The sequence below is a fragment of the Azospirillum sp. UFLA03-27 genome (genome assembly GCF_059803775.1).
On record NZ_JAUQTX010000174.1, the window covers coordinates 1 to 15,180 of the forward strand.

14 protein-coding genes and 3 pseudogenes are annotated in these 15,180 nt (G+C 66.7%); 10 read left to right on the plus strand and 7 right to left on the minus strand.

The window, feature by feature from the left end:
* A partial coding sequence (locus Q4I23_RS22395; RefSeq protein ID WP_498527675.1) for an IS256 family transposase occupies positions 1–592 on the plus strand: 592 nt, incomplete at its 5' end.
* 423 nt (positions 593–1,015) lie between these two features.
* On the opposite strand, the gene Q4I23_RS22400 is transcribed toward Q4I23_RS22395, so the two are convergent.
* The 6 genes from Q4I23_RS22400 to Q4I23_RS22425 form a co-directional block, all read right to left on the minus strand.
* Positions 1,016–1,462, minus strand: a complete 447-nt coding sequence (locus Q4I23_RS22400) for an ANTAR domain-containing protein (RefSeq protein ID WP_498527676.1) — start codon at positions 1,460–1,462, stop codon at positions 1,016–1,018.
* 223 nt (positions 1,463–1,685) lie between these two features.
* Entirely contained in the window at positions 1,686–2,570 is an 885-nt protein-coding gene (locus Q4I23_RS22405) for a LysR family transcriptional regulator (protein WP_149162902.1), read from the minus strand.
* 75 nt (positions 2,571–2,645) lie between these two features.
* A complete protein-coding gene (locus Q4I23_RS22410) occupies positions 2,646–3,053 on the minus strand; it encodes a PaaI family thioesterase (RefSeq protein ID WP_137143340.1) in 408 nt (135 codons plus the stop codon).
* A 22-nt stretch (positions 3,054–3,075) separates the two neighbouring features.
* Positions 3,076–4,512 (minus strand): aldehyde dehydrogenase family protein, encoded by a 1,437-nt coding sequence (locus Q4I23_RS22415; RefSeq protein WP_498527677.1) that lies wholly within the window; start codon positions 4,510–4,512, stop codon positions 3,076–3,078.
* 29 nt (positions 4,513–4,541) lie between these two features.
* A complete protein-coding gene (locus tag Q4I23_RS22420; protein WP_498527678.1) occupies positions 4,542–5,756 on the minus strand; it encodes a CaiB/BaiF CoA transferase family protein in 1,215 nt (404 codons plus the stop codon).
* Between the two features lie 46 nt (positions 5,757–5,802).
* Positions 5,803–6,693 (minus strand): NAD(P)-dependent oxidoreductase, encoded by an 891-nt coding sequence (locus Q4I23_RS22425; RefSeq protein WP_498527679.1) that lies wholly within the window; start codon positions 6,691–6,693, stop codon positions 5,803–5,805.
* Between the two features lie 292 nt (positions 6,694–6,985).
* Between Q4I23_RS22425 and Q4I23_RS22430 the strand changes: the two genes are divergently transcribed.
* Positions 6,986–8,344, plus strand: coding sequence for an MFS transporter (locus tag Q4I23_RS22430; protein WP_498527680.1), 1,359 nt, complete (start codon positions 6,986–6,988; stop codon positions 8,342–8,344).
* Between the two features lie 69 nt (positions 8,345–8,413).
* Here the strand turns inward: Q4I23_RS22430 and gcvA are convergent, their stop codons facing one another.
* Positions 8,414–9,298 carry a transcriptional regulator GcvA gene (gene gcvA / locus Q4I23_RS22435; RefSeq protein WP_498527681.1) on the minus strand — a complete coding sequence of 295 codons (885 nt, stop codon included), beginning with the start codon at positions 9,296–9,298 and terminating at the stop codon, positions 8,414–8,416.
* 261 nt (positions 9,299–9,559) lie between these two features.
* On the opposite strand from gcvA, the gene Q4I23_RS22440 reads away from it, so the two are divergent.
* The 8 genes and pseudogenes from Q4I23_RS22440 to Q4I23_RS22475 all read left to right on the plus strand — a co-directional run.
* The gene (locus tag Q4I23_RS22440; RefSeq protein ID WP_498527682.1) at positions 9,560–10,396 is read left to right on the plus strand and encodes an oxidoreductase; all 837 of its coding nucleotides are present in this window, start codon (positions 9,560–9,562) and stop codon (positions 10,394–10,396) included.
* Positions 10,397–10,629: 233 nt separating this feature from the next.
* Positions 10,630–11,034 carry a Zn-ribbon domain-containing OB-fold protein gene (locus tag Q4I23_RS22445; RefSeq protein WP_454019887.1) on the plus strand — a complete coding sequence of 135 codons (405 nt, stop codon included), beginning with the start codon at positions 10,630–10,632 and terminating at the stop codon, positions 11,032–11,034.
* On the plus strand, positions 11,031–12,182 hold the full coding sequence (locus Q4I23_RS22450; RefSeq protein ID WP_498527683.1) for a thiolase family protein: 1,152 nt from the start codon (positions 11,031–11,033) through the stop codon (positions 12,180–12,182). Before Q4I23_RS22445 ends, Q4I23_RS22450 begins: the two co-directional genes overlap by 4 nt.
* Positions 12,183–12,185: 3 nt before the next feature.
* Entirely contained in the window at positions 12,186–12,938 is a 753-nt protein-coding gene (locus Q4I23_RS22455; RefSeq protein ID WP_498527684.1) for an SDR family oxidoreductase, read from the plus strand.
* 14 nt (positions 12,939–12,952) lie between these two features.
* Positions 12,953–13,756 carry an enoyl-CoA hydratase/isomerase family protein gene (locus Q4I23_RS22460; protein WP_498527685.1) on the plus strand — a complete coding sequence of 268 codons (804 nt, stop codon included), beginning with the start codon at positions 12,953–12,955 and terminating at the stop codon, positions 13,754–13,756.
* A gap of 312 nt (positions 13,757–14,068) precedes the next feature.
* Positions 14,069–14,665 (plus strand): annotated as a pseudogene (locus tag Q4I23_RS22465) (site-specific integrase); the annotation flags it as partial.
* Between the two features lie 107 nt (positions 14,666–14,772).
* A pseudogene (locus Q4I23_RS22470) lies at positions 14,773–14,904 on the plus strand (hypothetical protein); the annotation flags it as partial.
* 18 nt (positions 14,905–14,922) lie between these two features.
* Positions 14,923–15,180: pseudogene (locus Q4I23_RS22475) on the plus strand (hypothetical protein); the annotation flags it as partial.

Below are 15,180 nucleotides of genomic sequence, written 5' to 3' on the forward strand. Positions count from 1 at the left end.
GACCTTCTGGATCGAGTTCCTCCGCAAGCTCAAGCGCCGCGGCCTGGCTGGGGTGAAGCTGGTGATCTCCGACGCCCGCGAGGGCATCAAGGCGGCGGTGTCCAAGGTGTTCCGCGCCACGTGGCAGCGCTGTCGGGTGCACTTCATGCGCAACGCCCTGGCGCATGCCGGGCGGAGCGGCCGGCGCGTGGTGTCAGCCTTCATCGCCACCGCGTTCGCCCAGGATGACGCCGGCGCCGCCAAGGCGCAGTGGCGCCAAGTGGCCGATCAGGTCCGTCCCAAGCTGCCGAAGCTGGCTGCCCTGCTCGACGAGGCCGAGGAGGATGTGCTGGCCTTCATGACCTTTCCCAAGGAGCACCGTGCCAAGATCCACAGCACGAACCCGCTGGAACGGCTGAACGGCGAGATCAAGCGGCGCACCGAGGTGGTCGGCATCTTCCCCAACGAAGCGGCGATCACCCGCCTGATCGGCGCCATCCTGCTCGAACAGAACGATGAGTGGGCTGTGCAGCGGGCGCGTTACATGACCCTGGAAACAATCGCTCCGCTGCGCGATGATCTCGCCCTCACGTTGCCCGCTGCGGCCGCGTGACTGTCCCGGCCAGACCTGCCGGAGACCAGATGAGCACCCCGGCTCCTACACCACGCCTCGGGACACGACCCGCAACCAGGGATGCACCGACGATGGTCCAGTCGGCGTTCTCGTCAAGCAGGTCGTAGGGGCTTCCCGTACCGTCCCGCCATGCCTCGAAGCCTTTGGTAACCGTCGCCCGATTGCGCACCTCCACGCTGTCGGGCGTCTGCTCCGCCGCAACCGCCGGAACCGAAAGGGCGCTTCCGAACGCCAGCGGCACGCACAACGCTAAGGGAGCAAGGGTCCATTTCCTTTTCCGTTGCCGCGTTTGCACGGTCACGCCTCCTTCAGAAAATGATTGATCCGAGCGTTGGCAGAGCAGCGTGCAACACGCTGAGCGCTTTGGGCCGTGAAGCGTTGTTGCGTAATGTTAAGAGGTGTTCAGTGTGCCGAGGTGGGAACAGGCGTTTCATCGTTGCGATGCTGTTGCCGACCGTCGTACCTCCCCGCCCCCGTCGGAGCGATGCCCTTACCGGTTCCTCGTGCTGCCGACAAAACTGCCGACCGCAGTTTGTCGAGGCCGAACGGCATTTCGAGAATCGGCACCTTGTCCTGCATCAGCCAATCTGACGTAAGAAAATGTGCCGCCAAGCCGATGGCGCCGATCGGGTGCCGACGCAACAGGCTTTCGATCTCGTTCAAATCGCTCACCAAGTCTATGTTGAACAGAACAACGTCGGGTGTGGCCTCGCTCAGCGCCGCGGCCAACTCGGTGCGCGTGGAAACTACCTCGCACCCTCCCACACCCCACTGCTCAAGCATCAGGCGGAGGCCCGACGCAATGGCAGGATTGGCATCGGCAATCAAGACTCTGACTTCGCTTAGCATGGGCATTGTCATTCTGCCTGCTGAGTCGGAATTACGCCAAATCTCTTGCTGCAAGAACCCACGCAGTCGAGCCGGCGTCTGTTCCGCGATTGATATGGCACGCTGTGCCTGAAAGCGGTTGTACGCCGTTCATGCCGGAGTTATAATCCGGAGATTTGTTCTTTCCTTGATGAGCTGGATTCAGCAGTGGTGATTGTTGCGATACCCCCGTCGGGCCGGGGGATCAAGCTTTGATCGCCTCGATCAGAGCGCGCATCGCCGCCGATACATGGCGCCGGTTGGGATAGTACAGGTAAAGCCAATCCTCCGGTGCGCACCAATCATCCAGACATTGGATCAATCGACCCGCCTCAATATAAGGGCGCGCGTAGCCTTCCCAGACATAGCCCAGGCACACCCCGCCCAACACAGCCTCGATCATCAGTTCGTTGTCGTCGAGCGCCAGCGGCCCGCTCGGCTCGAAGACAAAGCGCTCACCATCCTTTTCAAATTCCCAAGGATAGGAGATGCCGCTCGGGTACACATTCTGGATGCAGGTGTGCTGCCGCAGATCCTGCGGCAACTGCGGGAGGGGGCGAGTTTCAAAATACTCGGGTGATCCCACGACGACGAGGCGCAGGCGCGGTCGCAGCTTTACACCGACCATGTCCTGCGAAATCGTTCCGCCCAGCCGGATGCCCGCGTCGAACCCGTCGTTGACGATGTCCACCATCCGGTCCGTCGCAATGACTTCGAGACGGAGCGCGGGATTGTTCCGGATCAGGGGGCCGATGACCTTGCCGAGGACGAATCGTCCGATGGAGTGCGGCACGTTGATGCGCACCGTTCCGAAGGGCGCATCGCGAAACTGGTTGAGGCTGTCTACGGCATCACGGATCTCCAGAAACGCCGGAGCCAGTCGCGCGTTCAGGAGATCGCCTGCGTCGGTCAACGACACGCTGCGCGTCGTGCGGTTCAGCAAGCGGACCCCGACGCGTTCCTCCAAGCTCGTCACCGCATGGCTGATCGCCGATGCGGTGACTCCGCGTTCCAGGCCGGCAAGCCGGAAATTCCGTGTCTTGGCCACGGAGACGAAGGCTGCCAGTTCGGACAGTTCGGACGCGCGCATTCCCAAATCCGTTCATCAGCGTCATGACCAACCCGACTCTAGCCGAGGCAGGTGGCCGACACCACGGATCAGAGATCAACGCGGCGCCATCCGCTTGAAGCTTCCCTGCGCCGTCGCGACGACCGAACCGTCGCCGGCATGGACCACTCCGTTTGCGAAATAGATGCGCCTTCCGCCCCCCGTGACCGTCCCGACGGCGCGCAAGCGACCACCCTCCACACGCGCCAGATAGTTCACCATCAAGGACAGCGTCACAGCTTGACCCTCGCCCACACCCTCGGCCACGCCGGTCCCGTCATGGAGACCGGCATAGCCGCAGGCGGCATCAAGCATGGTCGCAAGAACTCCTCCTTGCAGGATGCCCTGTCGGTTGGTGTGGCGATGATCGACCACAAGGTCGAACTCCGCCATGCCCGGCTCCCACCGCGAGAGCGTGAGGCCGATCATGGTGAGGAATGCATTGTTGTGATGATCGAGATTCATGACGCCTTCCAAAATCCGCCACCTACAGCTTGATGATGACCGACTTCAGCTGGGTGTAGTGCGACAGGGCGTCGATGCCCTGCTCACGCCCATAGCCGCTGTGCTTGAAGCCACCGCAGGGCGTCTGGACGAAGCCGCCGCTGTAGTCGTTGACGACGATGCGTCCGGCTTCGAGCCGTGCGGCAACGCGGTGGACGCGCCCGACATCCCGGCTCCAAATTCCTGCGGCCAGCCCGAAGTCGGACTCGTTCGCAATGCGCACCGCGTCGCCCTCGTCCTTGAACGGAATGACGCACACCACCGGGCCGAAGATCTCCTCGCGCGCGACGGTCATGTCATTGGTGACGCCGGTGTAGACCGTGGGTTCGATGTACCACCCGCCGCCCAGGCGGGGATCGTCGGCCACGCGGCCACCGATGGCGGGCGTCAGCCCGTCGCGCGCCGCGGCCTCGAAGTAGCTCTGGATCTTCAGGAACTGCGCGTGGGTGGTGATGGGACCGGACGTCGCGCCATGCTCGGGACCGACGCGCAGTTCGGCCACGGCCGTCAGCAGCTTGTCCACGAAGCGGTCATGGATGCTCTCCTGCACCAGAAGGCGCGTGCCCGCCGCGCACCACTGCCCGCTGTTCCAGGTGAAGGCGCGCGTCGAGCCGATGGCCGCGGCGTCGAGGTCGGCGTCGTCGAAGACGATGTTCGCCGACTTGCCGCCGAGTTCGAGCGTGAGCGGAAGAACGCGGTCAGCCGCGATGCGGCCGAGTTCCTGGCCGACGCGCACGCTGCCTGTGAAGGAGATCTTGCGCACCTCCGGATGGTTGGCCATCGCCGGGCCGATCACGCTGCCCCTGCCCACGATCACGTTGAGCACGCCGGGCGGCAGCCCGCCTTCCTCGACCGCGATGCGGGCCAACTCGACCAGCGAACCCGACGTGTGTTCGGACGGCTTGGCGGCGACCGTGTTGCCCGTCGCCAGTGCCGGCGCGATCGCCCGTGCCGCCTGATGAAGCGGGGCGTTCCAGGGCAGGATCACGCCGATCACGCCGAACGGATCGCGGCGAGTGTAGACGTGATGTCCGGGCCCGACATTGATCACCTCGCCGTCCATCACGTTGACGATGCCGCCGTAGAATTCGAAATACTGGGCGGTCAGATCGATGAGCTGGGCCATTTCGATGCCCGGCTTGCCGGTCTCGCGGGATTCAATGGCGCCGAGCCGCTCTTCGTTGCGGCGGATTGCGCGCGCGGTTTCGACCAGGATGCGGCCGCGTTCGGACGGCCGCGTGTCGCGCCACGCGGCCAGTGCGTCAGACGCCGCAGCGACGGCCCGGTCGAGATCCTCGGGCGTGCTGTCGGCGACCCGCTGCATCCGGGTGCCGGTGCGCGGATCGAACTTGTCGAGATAGACGCCCTTCAGCGGTGGCGCGGAGCGTCCCGCAATGTGGCTGTCGACGGTCGCAAGCATGGCTTCTGTCCTCCCGTAATCTGCTCTTGTCATGGGGCCGTCCGCGGGTGCCGGGAGCCGATCACCTTGCGGTCGAGCAGTTCCGCGATGGCGCCGCGGGAAAATCCGAACGACGCGAGGATGTCGGCGGAATGCTCGCCGAGCGCGGGGGCGGGGGCGTGCGGCACCGCGTTGGACTCGCGACTGTTGATCGGGAAGCCGGGAACCTGGATCGTTCCCAAGGCAGGATGGCTCATCCCGGCGATCATGGCGTTGGCCGCCACCTGTGGATGCCCGACAAGGTCTGTGTAGTCGGCCACCCGTGTGCACAGGACGTCCACCTTGCGCAAGACGGCCAGCCAGTGTTCGCTCGGCTGCGCTTTGAAGAGTGGCCCAAGCGTGTCGCGCATCGCCTCCCGATTGGCGACCCGCGTTGCGGAGGTTTCGAACCTCTGGTCGTGGATCAGGTCGACGCGCCCCAGCACCTCGCACAGCCGGTCCCAGCGACCGCCGTTGTAGGCCGCGACCATGATCCAGCCGTCAGCGGTCTCAAACGCCTCGTTGGGGGCCGAATAGGGCGCGGCGCTGCCCTGGCGCTTCGGCAGCACACCGTCCGCCAAGTAGCCGGCAATGGAGGGCTGCTGGAGTGCCAGGGCGGCGTTCAGCAGGTTGATGTCGAGCTGGCCGCCCTTGCCGTCGCGCCGGCGCTCCATCATTTTGGCCAGGATGCCGAGCGCCGCGACGTAGCCGGTGAACACGTCGACCACCGGCGCCTGGACCTTGCACGGTTCGCTCGCGGGCGTTCCGATGATGCTCATCAGGCCGCTGTCGGCCTGGATGATCCCATCGACACCGGGGCGCTCGGCGTAGGGGCCGTCCTGCCCATAGGCCGAGATCGACGCGTAGACGAGACCAGGGTTGTCCGCCGAAAGCACGTCGTAGCCGAGGCCGATGCGCCGCATCACGCCGGGCCGCATGCTTTCGACCAGCACGTCCGCCGTCCGGGCAAGGGTCCGGGCGACCTCGACTCCCTGCGGGGTCTTGAGGTCGAGCGACAGCCCCAGTTTGTTGCGGTTGAAGGCGTGGTACAGCGCGCTGTCGTCCCCGATCCAGGCCGGGCCGAGTTGACGGCCGAGTTCGCCTTGCGGCGGCTCGACCTTGATGACGCGGGCGCCCATGTCGGCCAAGAGCATCGTGCAGGTCGGACCCGCACCGATGTGCGTGAAATCGAGGACGGTCAGGCCGTCGAGAGCATGACGCATCATGGCGTGACTCCATTCATTCGGGGAACGGCGGCGGCCGCCTCTGGCGTCAGGAACGGGCGATCTCCGCTCCAGCGGCGCGCTCCAGCTCCTTCACGACGACCGTCATGTCGTCCTGTCCGCCGCCATGGGCATGGGCCAATTCGTAGAGTTGCTTGGCGAGCGCGCAGACCAGCATCGGCGCGCCGGCGGCCTCCGCCTCGGCCACGCACAGCCGCAGATCCTTGCGCATGAGTTCGAGCCGGAAGCCGAAGTCGAAACGCCGGTCGAGGATGCGGTCCGCGAGGATGCTCTCCGTGACGAAGCTGCGCGCCGTGCTGGCGTTGAGCATGTCGAGGATGGCGTCGGCGGACAGGCCGAAGCGGACCCCGAACAGGATCGCCTCGCTGGCCGCGACGAGGTTGGCGCCCACGATCATGTTGTTGATCAGCTTCAGCGCCTGCCCCTGGCCGACGCCCGTGCCGACATGGACGACGTGGCGGCCGAAGCTGCGGAAGACGGGGGCGAGCGCCTCGTAGGCCCCGGTCTCGCCGGACACCATCACGGACAGCGTGCCGGCCTGCGCGCCGGACACGCCACCGGCCAGCGGTGCGTCCAGGGCCGTGATCCCACGGCCCGCGAGCCGGTCCGCGATCTCGCGGGCGGCGCTCGGCCCCGTCGTCGAGTGGTCCACGCAGATCCGGACCTTGCTCCCCTCGATCACGCCGCCGGGGCCGAGCACGACCTGCCGGACGATGTCCGGTGTCGGAAGGCAGACCAGCACCGCCTCCGCCGCATCGCCGACCGCCGCCGCCGACGGGCAGACCGTCGCACCGAGCGCCGCGGCGGCTTCGAGGGCGGCGGGGTTGGTGTCGAAGACGTGCAGGTCCTGGCCGGCCTTCGCGAGATGGCGCACCATTAGGGCGCCCATTGCGCCAAGCCCGATGAAACCGATCGCCATGCCTTCCTCCCGTCTGTTGAAGCGACCGCCGGGTCGCCTTGAATTGCCGACCACGCTGCGGCACGACGGTTCGCCGGGCAAATGAGTTTCCGGCCGCGGTCCGTTGACCTGAACTCAACGACATGGGGCGCAACGGATAAGAGATAGCGCCGGGGCCGACAGCCTCTGTTGACCTGAGGTCAACAGCGCCCTGCGAAAAGCTCGCTTATTGTTGGATGACCGAACATTCACCCTCTCCCCATCGGCGCGGCTGGTCGCCGCATCGTCAGCAACGCTTGGGGAGGAAAAGGAAATGGAACGGTTGGAGGCGGCGCGTGCGCCGAATTCCGCAGCGATCTTCGCGTCATCGGACAATCCGTCATCGGACGACGCCGTCGTCCGGCGGCTGACCGCCGCTCAGAAGAAGGCGATCATCGCCGCAACAGCGGGCACGATCGTCGAATACACGGACTGGGTGATCTATGCGATTTTCGCGTCGATCCTCGCGAACAAGTTCTTTCCGACGGGCAACTCCTTCACCGCCCTTCTTTCGGTTTTCGCCATCTTCGCGGTCGGCTTCATCATGAGGCCGGTCGGTGGCGCGGTCCTCGGCGCCTTTGCCGACCGCCACGGCCGCAAGAAGGGCCTGACCCTGTCCATCCTGCTCATGTCGGGCGCGTCCTTCGTGATCGGCGTCTGCCCGACCTACGACCAGATCGGTCTGGCCGCCCCGATCATCCTGGTGCTGGCGCGCCTGACGCAGGGATTCTCGGCCGGCGGGGAATTCGGTTCCGCCTCCACCTTCCTGATCGAATCCGCGCCCGCGGACCGGCGGGCCTTCGCCGGGTCATGGCAATGGTTCGCCATCAACGCGGGCACGCTGATCTCCTTCGTGCTCGCCTTCTCTTTCACGGTCATCGGGAGCGACGGGGGGCTGTCGTCCTGGGGATGGCGCGCCGCCTTCATCATTGCCGGCCTGCTGGGCCTGGTCACGTTGTGGATTCGCCTCTCCGTCGGTGAGACCGAGGTCTTCAAGAAGCGGGCGGCCACGGAGGGCGTCCAGCGGCATCCGATGATCGACGTGTTCCGCAAGCATCCACGCGACGCCCTCCGCGTCATCGGCATCGCCATGGCCGGCAATCTGCTCAACTACGTGTGGATGGTGAATTACCCGAGCCACGCGCACCTCGTCACCGGCCTGCCGATGAACCAGACGCTCCTGGCCGGCATCGTTTCGGTCACCGTGTCGCTCGTCCTGATCCCCTTCGTCGGCATACTTGCCGACCGGATCGGGCGGCGCCCGCTCCTGATCGCCTTCGCCTTCAGCTCCGCCCTCTACGCTTGGCCGAGCCTCGCGCTGCTCTCCCCGGCCACCAGCTTTCCCGAACTCGTGGCGATCCAGACGGTCGCCATGGTGCTCATGACCGGCTTCGCCGGGGCCGGGGCCGTCACGATGGCCGAGCAATTTCCGACCGAAGTGCGGGTCACCGGCATCGCGCTGCCCTATGCCCTGTCCGTCACGCTGTTCGGCGGAACCGCGCCCTACCTGATCACGGCCATGGGCGGCTGGGGATACGGCCACCTCGTGTGGATTTACCTCGCGGCCATCAGTGTGATCGGCGGGATCGTCTACACGCTCATGCCGGAAACCAAGGGAAAGCCGCTGCCCTGACCGGTTCTCTCCCCGAGGGGCGGCTGGCGGATGCCCGTCAGCCGCCCTTTGGCACGTCCTGGCCGCCGCTTACGTCCGGGTTTGCGCCAGAAGCCACTCCCGGAACCGGCGAAAGGCCGGGTTGCGCATCCGGTTGCGGGGATAGATGAAGTAATAGGTGAACTCCCCGCGGTCGAGCGGCGGCCCGAAGGGCTGCACCAGACGGCGGGCACGCAGATCCTCGGCGAACAGCGCCTTCTGCGCGATCATGACGCCCTGGCCTTCCAGGGCCGCCTGATAGGCAAGCGTGGAACTCGCGTATTTCGGCCCGGCATAGGGATCGATGCCCTCGGCGCCCGCCGATTCCAACCAGTAGCGCCAGTCGTCGAGCCGCACCAGCGAGTGAAGCAGCGTCTGACCCGCAAGGTCGCCGACCTTCTTCAAACCCGCGCGCCGCCGCAGGGCGGGGCTGCACAGCGGCACCAGTTCGTTCGCGATGAGCCGGTCCACCTCAACGCCAGGCCAGTTGCCGTCCCCCAGCCGGATGGCGCCGTCGAGGTTTTCCCGGTCGAAATCCACCGCCTCCACGGAGGTCGTGAGGCGCACCTCGGTGGTCCTGTTGTCCGCATGGAACGACGACAGGCGTGGAATTAGCCATTTGACCGCGAAGGTCGTGTAGGCGCGGATTCGGACGACCTCGATGGTCGTCTGGCCGGTGAGCTTCCGGGTGGCCTCGCGGATGCCGTCGAAATGCAGCGTGATCGCCGCCAGATACTGTTCCCCTTCGGGCGTCAGGACGATTTCCCGCGGCTCCCGGCGGAAGAGCGGCGTGCCGAGATGGCTTTCCAGGCTCTGCACCTGACGGCTCACCGCACCCGGCGTGACGGACAGTTCATCCGCAGCCTTGCGGATGCTCCTGAGCCGGCCGGCGGCTTCGAAGGCGCGCAACGGGTTGAGAGGGGGAAGCCGATCCATGGCAATAGGATTGATCCGCTGTTGAGCTTTGGTCAACGGTGAATTCGGACCCGTTCGCGGCGCTCCACCCCCTCCATTGCTGAACGCCGTGCAACAGCCTGTGAAAAAGGCGGCGGATTGTTCGGGTCGGCGCCGGGGCGTAGCTTTTCCTCACCACGCCGGACCGGCGGGGCCAGGAGAAACGGACGGGCTTTCATCCCCGGCCGCTCCGTCACAAAGACCACCCTTCGTTCCATTGTTCCTGAGAAGAGGAGACGCTCCATGCGTGTGTGGTTCATCACGGGTGCTTCCCGCGGTTTCGGTTCGCTCATCGCTGCCGAAGCCCTCGCCGCCGGCGATGCGGTCGTCGCGACCGCCCGCAACCCGAAGGCGGTCACCGAGCGGATCGGCGATCATCCCAACCTGCTCCCCGTGGCGCTCGACGTGACGAACGAGGCCCAAGCCCAGGCCGCAGCCGCGGCGGCTGTGGAACGCTTCGGTCGGATCGACGTGCTGGTCAACAACGCCGGTTACGGCCTGCTCGGCGCGGTCGAGGAGTCGAGCGGTCCCGAAGTCGAGAAGATCTTCGCGACCAACGTCTTCGGCCTTCTCGCCGTGACCCGGGCCGTGCTGCCGCACATGCGGCGCCAGCGTTCGGGCCATGTCATCAACATCTCGTCCATCGGCGGCTATGGGGCCTTCGTCGGCTGGGGCGTCTACGGTTCCACCAAGTTTGCGGTGGAAGGCATCACCGAGGCGCTCGCCGCCGAACTCGCCCCCCTCGGCGTCAAGGCGACCGTCGTGGAGCCGGGCTTCTTCCGCACCGATTTCCTGGACGGGCAATCGCTGGCGGTGAGCGCTGAGATCGCCGACTACGCCGAGACGGTGGGAGCCATGCGCCGTTTCGCGGCGGACGCCAACCACGCCCAGCCCGGCGATCCCACCAAGTTCGCCAAGGCGATGCTCACGCTCGCTGGTGCCGAGACTCCGCCGGTGCGGCTGGCGGTGGGCAGCGACACGGTGGCCCACATCGAGCGCAAGAACGCGACGGTCGCAAGGGAACTCGATGCGTGGCGGGAGCTTTCGCTGTCGACCGACTTTCCGGTGTCCGCCGGGTAACGCCTCCCGCATCGCAAGCGCACATCGTCTTCTGAACGAAGGACCGTGGCCGCCGGGTTTTCCCGGCGGCCACGGTCCTTTTCGTCGTTCCGCCCGCCTGTCGGCAACCGGCGCTCCTGTTGAGTTTTGCTCAACCATACTTGCCGCATTGTCGTTCTGAATGCCGGGCTTTCCTCTCCTATCCTCTCACCATCGCAGCGCTGCGCTGCGCATCCAAAGGAAGGGGAGGACCCATGGAAGGGCCGAACGGAGAGAACCCGCATCCGGAGCCGTCCTGGCTCGACCGGAGCAACGGCGCGCACCGGCTGGCCGCCTCACGCCACCGGGAAACGGGCCGCTGCGTGTTTCCGCGCGTGCCGGCCGCGTCGCCGGCCGCGCCGCGCTACGAGCCGGTCACCTTGTCGTCCCATGCCCGGCTCTACAGCCACACTATCATCCACCCCAACCCAAAGACCGGCCAGGCTCCGTTCGCTCTCGTCTATGCGGATTTTCCGGAAGAGGTCCGGGTTTTCGGCCGGCTGGACCTGCCGGAGGGTGTGCGCCCGTCCATCGGAGCGCGGCTGGAAGCCGTCATCGACGAGTCCGCGGACGGCAACGCCCGCTATGTGTTCGTTCCCGCAGAGGAGGCCGTTCCATGAGCCGCGACGTCTACATCGCCGGGGCCGCGATGACCCCGTTCGGGCGCCATGACGCCCGATCCATGCAGGATCTGGCGCAGGCCGCCGTGCTGGGGGCGCTCGCCGACGCTGGTGCGGACCAGAATCGCATCCAGGCCTTCTACAACGCCAACGTCTATGGCGGCATGGTGCTGGGGCAGGTGCTGATGCGCGATCTCGGCATCACGGGGCCGGCGCTCTACAACGTGGAGAACGCCTGCGCCAGCGGCGCCACCGCCGTGCATCTCGCCTGTCAGGCGCTGCGTCTCGGCCTGTACGACACCGTCGTCATCTGGGGCGTGGAGCAACTGACCCGGCTGGGTGGCGGCACCATCCCCCTCCAGCGCAACGACTACAAGACGGAGCTTTACGCGGCACAGGGCATGACGCTGCCCACGGTCTACGCCATGCGCGGCAGCCGCTATCTTCATGAACGCCGGGAGACGCCGGAAATCCTCGCCCGCATCGCCGTGAAGAACCGCGCCCACGGCGCGCGCAACCCCTACGCCCAGCAGCGCAAGGAGGTCACGGTGGAGGAGGTGCTGAATTCCCGCCCCGTCGCGGAGCCGCTGACGCTGCTGCAATGCTGCCCGTCGCAGGTTGATGGGGCCGCCGCCCTCGTGCTGACGACGGTGAAGCCGGCATCCTCCCGGCGTCCGGTGCGTGTTCTCGGCTCCGCCGTCCAGTCCGGCCATCTCGAAGAGGGCTGCGACGACATCCTTGACGCGGAAATCACCGCCCGCACGGCGCGGCTCGCCTACGAGGAGGCTGGTGTCGGCCCGCGGGACGTCGGTGTCGTCGAGCTGCACGACGCCTTCACCATTGCCGAACTTCTCTATTACGAAGCGCTCGGCCTCTGCGAGAAGGGCGGGAGCGCCGATATGCTGCGGCGTGGGTACACCGCGCTCGGTGGCCGCGTTCCCGTCAATCCGAGCGGCGGCCTGCTCGCCAAGGGTCATCCGCTGGGCGCCACCGGCGTCGCGCAGATGGTGGAGATCGCCTGGCAGCTTCAGGGCCGTGCCGACGGGCGTCAGGTCGAAGGGGCCCGCATCGGTCTGACGCAATGCACCGGTGGCGGCATCGCCGGCGTCGACCATGCGGCGTCTTCCGTCCATATTCTGGGGGTGTGAGCCATGGAAGAGCGGGATATCGTCGTCGTCACGGGCGGAGCCCATGGCATCGGCTTCGGCATCGCCCGCCTCATGGCGAGCAAGGGTTATGACGTCGCTCTGTTCGACCGTGACCGGGCGGCACTGGACGAGGCGGCCGCCACACTGCGCGACAGCAGCGGTGCGCGGGCAGTCCCTGTCGCCGTGGACGTCACCAGCCGCATCGAGGTCGAAGAGGCCGTCGCCTCGGTCATCGCGGAGTTCGGCCGCATCGACGTGCTGGTCAACAACGCCGGCATCGTCCGCGACAAGCGGCTTTTTGCCATGGAGGAAGAGGATTGGGACGCCGTGGTGGCGACCAATCTCAAATCGCAGTTCCTCACCTGCAAGGCGGTCCTGCCCGGCATGGTCGAGCGCGGCTATGGCCGGATCATCAACATCTCCTCGCGCGCTTGGCTCGGCGGCTTCGGTCAGGCGAACTATTCGGCGGCCAAAGGCGGTGTGGTCAGCCTCACACGCAGCCTGGCGATCGAGTTCGCTGCAAAGGGTGTCACCGTAAACGCCGTCGCTCCGGGCATCGTCGACACGCCCTTGTTCCGCACGTTCAGGGAGGATGTGCAGGAGCGCTTGAAGACGAGCGTTCCCGTGCAGCGGATCGGCACACCGGAGGACATCGCCCAGGCGGTTCTGTTCTTCGCGGCGCGCACGAATTCCTACATCACCGGCCAGCTTCTCTACGTGTGCGGTGGCCGGTCGCTCTCAAGCCCCAGCGTCTGAAGGAGAGGTGCGCCATGACCATCACCAGCAACGTCGAGGATCGGATTGGCACAATCACGATCGACCGCGCCGAAAAGCTCAACGCCCTCGACCCGGAGCATCTGCGGGCGCTGCGGCGGCATCTGGCCGGCCTTTCGTCCGATCCGTCCGTGAACGTCATCGTGATCACCGGTGCGGGCGGTCGGGCCTTTTGTGTCGGCGCCGATCTCACTTCCGCTCCGGCCAGCGATGCGGGCGTCGCCGAGGCCTTTCCCCTGGATCTGGAACAGTCAGGCGAGAACGGGCTCTACATCCGCCTGTTCGACCTCTCCGGCCTGCAGATCCGTAAGCCGTTGATTGCAGCCGTCGACGGATACTGCCTTGGCGGAGGATTGGAACTGGCTCTGCAATGCGACCTCGTTGTCGCATCGGGCAAGGCGTCTTTCGGTCTGCCCGAGGTGGCGGTGGCGAGCGTGCCCGGCGGAGGCGGAGCGACCAACCTGATGCGGGCCATCCCTCGCGCCGTCGCGATGCGGATGCTGCTGAGCGGCGAGCGCATCGACGCGCAACGGGCGCTCGCCATCGGCCTCGTCAGCGACGTCTGGCCCGCGGAACGTTTTGCCGACGAGACCAATGCGCTCGCACGCCGTATCGCCGACAATGGCCCGCTGGCGGTTCAAATGATCAAGATGCTGGCCAGCCAAACCACGACGCTGCCAAGTCTTCAGGCGTTCCAACTGACGGAACTGGCCTGGAGCCTGCTGCGCGACACGGCTGACCGCCGCGAGGGGCGGCAGGCCTTTGCCGAAAAACGTAAGCCGGTTTACATTGGCCGCTGATGGTTTGGGATGGTGCCGGAAACTTGTAATCTCTCCGGTTTCCGGTGCAGTCGTGATGAGCAGATCGCCGCGGTCATGGACCGGCAGGTGGAGGTGCTTCTGCGACGCACCGCCAATCTGCCGCTGACCATACCCGCCGGGACGGTCGGTTCGCAAGTCTGAGCCGGCGGTTGGCCATCCACGAAGGCCTCCGCGGCCGACATACCGTTCGAAGACGACGCTGCAGTCGCCGTCAAAACCGGCCTGTTCGGCCGCCGTCCCCACCGCCTCGCCGGGGTTCCGGTCGACCTCAAGCATCCGCGCATCGCCTTGGTGCTCGTCGGCCTCGCCCGCGGCCAGGCCGACCGCCCGATCCGCCAAGCCGCGCCGATCCTCCTCGACTCCTTGCCGCGCCTCCTCGCGGCGCAGCCCGACGGGCCGCTCGGCCGGCGCAACCGCGCCATGCTGCTGATCGGCTACGGCGCCGCGCTCCGGCGCTCCGAGCTGGTGGCGCTGCGCGTCGCCGATGTGACCCGCCATCCCGACCGCGGCGTCGAGGTGACCGTGCGCCGCTCCAAGACCGACCAGCGCGGGCGCGGCGACGCGGTGGCCATTTGGGCGGCCCCCGATCCGGATCTCTGCGCCCTGCGCGCCCTCGACGCTTGGCTGACCGCGCGCCGCGCCCTGCGCCCCGAGGACCCGCTGTTCTGCGGCGTGCTGAAGAACAGCGCGGTCACCGGCAAGCCGCTGTCCGACAAGGCGGTGGCCCGGCTGGTCAAGGAGAGCGCCGTCCGGGCCGGGTTGCCCGAGCCGGCGCGCTTCTCCGGCCACTCCTTGCGCGCCGGCCTCGCCACCGCGGCGGCCGAGGAGGAGGCGCAGCTCCACGACATCATGCGTCAGACCCGCCACAAGTCCACCGAGGTGGCCCGGCGCTACCTGGAGTTGCCCCGGCTCGGTGGACACCATCTGACTTGCGCAGGAGGTGTTGACCAATGCCGAAAACCCGCCCGCCTTATCCGCCGGAATTCCGGCAGCATATGGTCGAATTGGTCCGCTCTGGACGCGATCCCACCGACCTCACCCGTGAGTTCGAGCCATCCGCCCAGGCGATCCGCAACTGGGTGGCTCAAGCCGATCGCGATAACGGTCACCGCAGCGACGGCCTGAGCAGTTCCGAGAAGGAGGAGTTGGCTCGCCTGCGCCGCGAGAACCGGCAACTGCGCCAGGAGCGCTACATTCTGGCAAAGGCGGCGGGCACCGTCAAGTCCACGGTGGCGGGGCGGCAGGGGTGCGGGTATAGGGTTGTCATGACGACGCCCCGTGCCCCCCGCTACGTCGGCTACCGCTTCCCCGCCGAGGTCATCGCGACGGCGGTGTGGCTCTACTTCCGCTTCCCCTTGAGCCTGCGCATGGTCGAGGAGATGCTGGCGGCCCGCGGCATCACC